We start from the raw sequence: 5,173 nt of genomic DNA on the forward strand, positions 1-5,173 counted from the left end.
TAGCTGCTGCCGGTCATCGGGTTAGAAAGCCATGCGACGGCTTCCTCCACCGAGAAGTTGCGGCGGTCGGCAGGACCGTAGAGTTCGATCCGGTCGATCGCGCCGGTTTCGCTCTTTCGGGCGGACGGGTGAGGCTCATCCTTCTGCTTCTGTTCGTTGAAGCGCATCTCCGTGTGTGTCTCGGCCTTGGCGATCTCGGCCGCGACCTGGCGGAGCGTGCCAGGGCGGGCTTCGATGATCATGACGCCGAGATCGCCGCCGCCGACGACCGGGGTGCGATCGTTGCGGAATAGGCTCGCAACCGGACGGTGACTTTTCGCCCAAGCTTCACGGCGCAGAATGACCTTCACAAATCCCACGTCGCCTTGCGACTGCGCGCTGAGAACGCCGGAGATGGTGTCGATCTGGCTAGTAATGGCCGCGCGATGCTTGGCAAACTCGGCGTCGCGGTGGGCGAAAAAGTCCTTTCGGCCGCCGCCTCCGCCAGCTTCGCGCGCTTCCTCATAGTTTTCCGGATTGAGGACGATCTGGATCGGACTAGCCATTCAGCACCTCGCCTTCGCCGGACCTGGCGGCTCGGCCGAGCTGACGGCTGACTGTCGATTTGTCCTTGCCCGCGATCTCGCCGATGTCGGCCATTGAGAAGCCAAGGATCGGATCATCCCGCATGGCCCTAAACAGATTGCTCGAATCGTCGAACAGCAGCGCGCGGCGTTCGCTTTGAACCCGGGCCGCGTTCAGCGTGGCGAATTGGCGGAGTGTATCAAGCAGCCCACGCTTGTCCTCCTCCCGAACGGTGGTGGCCTTCTTGTACGTGCGGACAAGGGACTCGATCTCGGCGCCGGTCGAACCCTCGGTAAACCATGCGATCAGCCGCAAATGGATGTCCGGGGCCTTCACGGGCGGCATGAAATGAGCGGCGATCGCCTTCCGCATTTCGAAGTCGGGCTTGGGAATCTCAAGCTGAACCTCGAAGCGCCGCCAGACGGCAGTGTCCAATAGCTTTGGGTGATTGGTGATCCCGATCGTGAAGCCAATATCGCGGCGAACATCGAGGTTCTGCAGAAGCGCATTCACGACGCGCTTGATCTCTCCGACTTCCTGCGGGTCGTCTCGGACTTTCGCGATGGCGTCGAACTCGTCGAGCAGAAGGATGCAGCGATGGCGGTTCGCGAACGTGAACAAATTGCCGATGTTGCGCGCGGTAGTGCCCAGGAAGGACGATACGAGACCGTCCAACTTTACCAAAATCACGGGAAGGTCGAGCTGCTGCGCGATCCAAAGCGCCAAGCGGGTCTTGCCCGTTCCGGGCGCCCCGTAGATGAGGCAAGTCTTCGACGGCCGGATGTCGATCTCGGACAGGGCTTCGAAATTTGCCCATTCTTCGACGATGGTTTCGATGGCTTGGCTGACCGTCGCGTTGAACAGCGGCGCGGTCGGTTGGATGTCCGCCGGAAAGATGATGTCCGCCAGCGCCGCCGCCGTTTCGCGATCGACAGGCAAAGGCGTGTTGCGCGTCAAAACTTCGCCAGGATTTTGCGCCTTGGAACGCTCGATACGACTCGGTGAAAGCTCCTTCGTCCGATCCGAAGTGGTCAGGATGCTGGTCAAGGCGGCGGACTGCTTCGCATCGCCATCCTTCGCCAGCGCATCGCGCAGGCGCTCGATCTGCTTGCGCAGGGCCGGTGACGCATCGGCCATTGCTGAGCGACAGAGAGCTTGGATGATCGAGAAATGGTCCATAAGCGCTTCCCAGTGGGGCGTTGCACAATAACGCCTGTTTGATGCATGTATAATGCTTTATGTTGCGTGACAATAGGCAAATGGTGCAAATGTGAGCCGTTTCGGTGCATGGCGAGCGGACGTTGCAAGGAGGCATCGATATGGCACCCGCAGAACACCTCAGGATCTGGCGAGCGGTCGCTGCTGGCTCGACAACAGATCCCCGCGATCGTGCGGTGCACGCCTTGGCGACTCCTAATCTCCGCGAGTTCGCCGATTGCGGGGTCACGGTCGTCGTTGGGCGAGTATGACGCCCCCCGCAACTGGCCCTAAGCGATGGGCTCATCTATCAGGCGACTGAGCGGGCAGCTTTTTAGTTTGTTCGCCGCCCCAAAGCGGCCAGGCCGGTTTCCACCAGTTTTAATGTCTCTTCCGAGTTGAAGTCGGCCGCCTCAGCCGTCGATCACAATATCGCGCGTGACTATGACCCGCACCGGATAGCCCTGCCGAATCGTGATTGTCGGCGGACGCCCCAGCTCGCGTTCCACCACCTGCCTCCCCGTCCGCGAAATACTATCACTCGCGCCCTCGCGCAGCGCCCGCGTCAGGTCATCGGCGCTCCCCGACGACCCGCTCTGTGCGCCGACGCTGAGCAGCGTCGAAATTGCTGCCGCTCGCAACAGCCCGCCCCAATGATAGTCCGTACGATCCTGCAGCCCGTCTTGCCCCGCCGCGTCCGCCGCGGGCATCTTGTCGAGGACGATCGATCGCCCATCGGGCATGATCAGCCGCGTCCACGCGACCAGCGCCCGCGATTGTCCGGCAGCGACGTCGCTATCGTAGCTGCCGATCAGCCGCGCCCCCTGTGGGATCAGCAGCGTCCGCCCGGTCGGGCTATCGAACACGTTTTCGGTTACCTGAGCGATGACCTGCCCGGGCAGGTCCGAGCGTATGCCCGTGACGAGAGCGGCCGCGATGATGCTGCCGGCCTGGACGACGTTGGGCGATGTTAGCGGCTCGAGCGCGCCAGAGTTCATAGTCTTGCGGTCCGGCGCGGCGGCCAGGAACGCAGCTCGCCGCTCGACCGCGCTCGGCGTTTGCGCATTCGCAGCGACGGTCGGAGTTTCGCCTGGTGTAGGCGCCGGCGCAGCATCGCGCGTACCTTCAGCACCCGCCGCCGAGGCGCGGCTGACAAAGACGCTGGCACCTATGGCTGTATCGCGCTGCTGCTGCCGTTGCTGGCGCACTGGATCGACAGGTACCGGCTGCCCTGTCGTCGGGCTCGAGCCGATCGGTGCGCGCGCCGCCTGGTCGACCATGGGCCGCGCAAAGTCGCCCGGCAGCGGCGGCCCGAGCTTCGGGATCGCGCTATAGTCACGCGGTAGCGCCGCCAGCTCTTCTGCCGCAGATTTACGCCCGGTCGTATAAAGCTCCTGAGCCGGCGGCTTCGCGTCCTCCGACTGCAACGCGACGATAAGTGCACCGCCCAGCCCAAGCGCGACCACCGCCCCACCTCCGATCAACACCTTGCGGGATACCCGCGTGACCCTTGGCGGCTCGGGTCGAAGTCGCATCTCACGGGCGATCTCGGCCTCCGACATCGGCGGCGGCTCGTCCTCCACGCCCTCGGGCTGCTCATCGAGCCCGCTCACGATCGCGTCCCGCTGGTCCGTGTGATTCGCACCTTCTGCTGGTGCTTCGCCCCGAGGCGCAGTTCGGCGACAGCGAACAGCCGGTCGACGATCAGGCGGTGGCCCTGAACCCGGTAGTTGACCAGTTCGGCAGTTTTGCCGTTCGCTCCAACAACGAACAGCGGCGGCATTTCGCCCTGCGCGATCGACGGAGCAAATTCGATATAGACGTGGGTGCCGTCATCAAACGCGCGTAGCGGCTTCCAACGAACATCACCCTTGATCGTGTAGGCGAAGTTGAGCGCGTCGAGGTCGATGCCAGCGGCGATAGGGACCGCCGCGCGCGCCTGCTCGGCATTGCGGCGCAAGGCGATCAGCTCGTCCGCCGGATAGCGCCACGATACCGACGCCATCCACGCGCTGGGATTGGCGCGCAGCTCGAGATGATAGGTCCGCCGGTCGGTATTGATGACCATGTTGGTGACGAGGTCGGGCCGGGTCGGCTTGACGAGGATGTGGACCCGGCGGGTCGTGCCGAGGCCGCTCTCGGTATCGCCGATGATCCAGCGGGTGGTGTCGCCGGCGGCGACCGGACCAGCGCCGACCAGCACCTCGCCGTCCTGCAAGGTGATATCGGTGACCTTGCCCGGCGAGGCATAGACCTGGAACAGGTCGCCATCGGCGAAGGCGTATTGCTGGATGGCGTTGAGATAACCGAACCGGCTCGGCTGCACCCGCGCCGCCGCGTTGGCGGCGGCGACGCGGGCGAGCGGCGTGGCGATATCCGTCGGGGCTGCTGTCGGACGGATTGAGTCCCACTCGATTAGCGGCGCTGACGACGGCCCGGCCGTCGCCGCGGCACCCGAAGGGGCTGGCGACGGCGATGCGTTCGCCGGCGGAAGCGGATCGGCCAACCCGACCTTCGGGCCGGTCACAAGAGTTCCCGCGGCGGCAGAGGCGCCGACCGTAAATCCGGAAAGCAGCAAAACCGCCACTGCGGATCGGCGTGAACGTGCGAATGTCATGACCCAAGCTCCCGAGACCAGTTGATGGCATGGACGTAGATGCCGAGCGGGTTCTTCCGCAGCGCCTCGGCGTCGTGCGGCGGTTGGAGGACGACGGTCAGGATCGCGGTCCAGCGTTCGGTCGCGGCAAGTTGACCGTTGTCGTAGCGGCGCTCGGTCCACGCGACGCGAAAGCTGTCGGGGCTAGCGCGGATGACGCTCGAGACATCGACCGCGACCGCTTGCTTGCCGACCCGCGCGAACGGGTCATTGACCCGGGCATAGTCGTTGAGCGCCGCCGCCCCGCGGTCAGTGGCGAAGTCATAAGCCGCGAGCCAGTCCTGGCGCAGCACGATCGGATCTGCGGGGACACCGCGGACATGCTCGATGAACTGGCTCAGATGCCACGCGATCTCGGGATCGGTCGCGGTGCGTGCCGCATCGGCGGGGCCGAGCGCCTGGGCGCGCCCGGTTCGGTCGACCTGGACGATCCACGGGACGACGCTGCCCTGCTGCGAGGTCCAGACCAGCGCGCCCGACAGTCCGGCGACGAGAGCGAGTTCGCCCAGCGCCATCAGCCGCCAGTTGCGCGCCTGAACGCGCGCCGAGCCGATGCGGTCGTCCCATGCCTGACCGGCGCGCTGGTACGGCGTCTCGGGTTCGGGGGTGCGGCCATAGCGGACGCCGCTGCGTTTGAACCAGCTCATCATTCCTTCTCCGCAACGCTGACCGACGATCCCGAGCCGCTGCCATCGCTGGTACGGATAGCGTGCGTCCCCAGGCCGCCGCCGTGGCTGACCGCCTGGCTGCGGCCCA

The 5,173-nt window shown here is 65.0% G+C and carries 4 protein-coding genes and 1 pseudogene; all 5 read right to left on the reverse strand.

The features are described from left to right. A pseudogene (locus tag ACFE7D_RS13825) lies at positions 1 to 545 on the reverse strand (hypothetical protein); the annotation flags it as partial. Next, positions 538 to 1,743, reverse strand: coding sequence for an AAA family ATPase (locus ACFE7D_RS13830; protein WP_375395994.1), 1,206 nt, complete (start codon positions 1,741 to 1,743; stop codon positions 538 to 540). The gene ACFE7D_RS13830 and the pseudogene ACFE7D_RS13825, both read right to left, overlap by 8 nt. A 431-nt stretch (positions 1,744 to 2,174) precedes the next feature. Beyond that, positions 2,175 to 3,374: a TrbI/VirB10 family protein gene (locus ACFE7D_RS13835; protein ID WP_375395995.1), complete on the reverse strand. Its 1,200-nt coding sequence runs from the start codon at positions 3,372 to 3,374 to the stop codon at positions 2,175 to 2,177. Beyond that, positions 3,371 to 4,378 (reverse strand): P-type conjugative transfer protein TrbG, encoded by a 1,008-nt coding sequence (trbG, locus tag ACFE7D_RS13840; protein WP_375395996.1) that lies wholly within the window; start codon positions 4,376 to 4,378, stop codon positions 3,371 to 3,373. Before trbG ends, ACFE7D_RS13835 begins: the two co-directional genes overlap by 4 nt. Beyond that, complete coding sequence (gene trbF, locus ACFE7D_RS13845) at positions 4,375 to 5,064, reverse strand: conjugal transfer protein TrbF (protein WP_375395997.1); 690 nt, start codon at positions 5,062 to 5,064, stop codon at positions 4,375 to 4,377. The genes trbG and trbF overlap by 4 nt, the downstream gene beginning before the upstream one ends. Positions 5,065 to 5,173 lie beyond the last annotated feature (109 nt).

It is taken from the genome of uncultured Sphingomonas sp., from assembly GCF_964244235.1.
Taxonomy (GTDB): Bacteria; Pseudomonadota; Alphaproteobacteria; order Sphingomonadales; family Sphingomonadaceae; genus Sphingomonas.

Coding starts and splice junctions, on each gene's coding strand:
- ACFE7D_RS13830 (WP_375395994.1), bottom strand. CDS start 1,743: ATGGACCATTTCTCGATCATCCAAGCTCTCTGTCGCTCAGCAATGGCC.
- trbG (WP_375395996.1), bottom strand. CDS start 4,378: ATGACATTCGCACGTTCACGCCGATCCGCAGTGGCGGTTTTGCTGCTT.
- trbF (WP_375395997.1), bottom strand. CDS start 5,064: ATGAGCTGGTTCAAACGCAGCGGCGTCCGCTATGGCCGCACCCCCGAA.